1 protein-coding gene is annotated in these 553 nt (G+C 49.5%); it reads left to right on the top strand.

Features of this window, described 5'->3' with window-relative positions; all coding sequences use genetic code 11:
• On the top strand, positions 1 to 522 hold a 522-nt coding region (locus tag ACFSUS_RS29120; RefSeq protein ID WP_381528823.1), incomplete at its 5' end, for a transposase.
• Between the last annotated feature and the right edge of the window lie 31 nt (positions 523 to 553).

A 553-nucleotide genomic window follows, 5' to 3' on the forward strand; every position in this document is an offset into this window, starting at 1 on the left:
AGCGGCATTAAACAACGCTACGCCCGCACCGGCATCAGCCCGGACATTCTCAAAGATCAAGCGATTATTACCGCCGACACCGGCTTCTCGAACGATGTGAACAATGAATACCTTCGCCGTGAAGGTGTTAATGCGTATATTCCCGACAATCAGTTCCGCTCACGAGACAAGATCTTCGCCCAACAGAAAGACAAATACGGCAAGCGCCACCGAGACACGGTAAAAGGCGTGAAGGCTGTAATTCCTGCTAGAGAATTTATCTTTAATAGAAAGAAGAAAACGTGTCGCTGTCCAGCCGGCAAAGAGATGTGGTTGAAAAATGAAGTCATTATCTCGGATGAAAAACGTAAATTGTTCTTTGAAGGAAAGCTGACTGACTGTCGCCACTGCGAACTCAAACACCAGTGTATGCGCAACCCAAGTTCGGCGGATACGCGAGAGGGGCACGGTCGGCAGGTTTCTATTACCTACACCAATGCTCGCACTGCCACCGACTGGATGAAGCGACGAGTGGACAGCTGATACGGAAAGGCGATATACGGCCATCGTATGT

The organism is Spirosoma soli (assembly GCF_042684525.1).
GTDB lineage: Bacteria > Bacteroidota > Bacteroidia > Cytophagales > Spirosomataceae > Spirosoma > Spirosoma soli.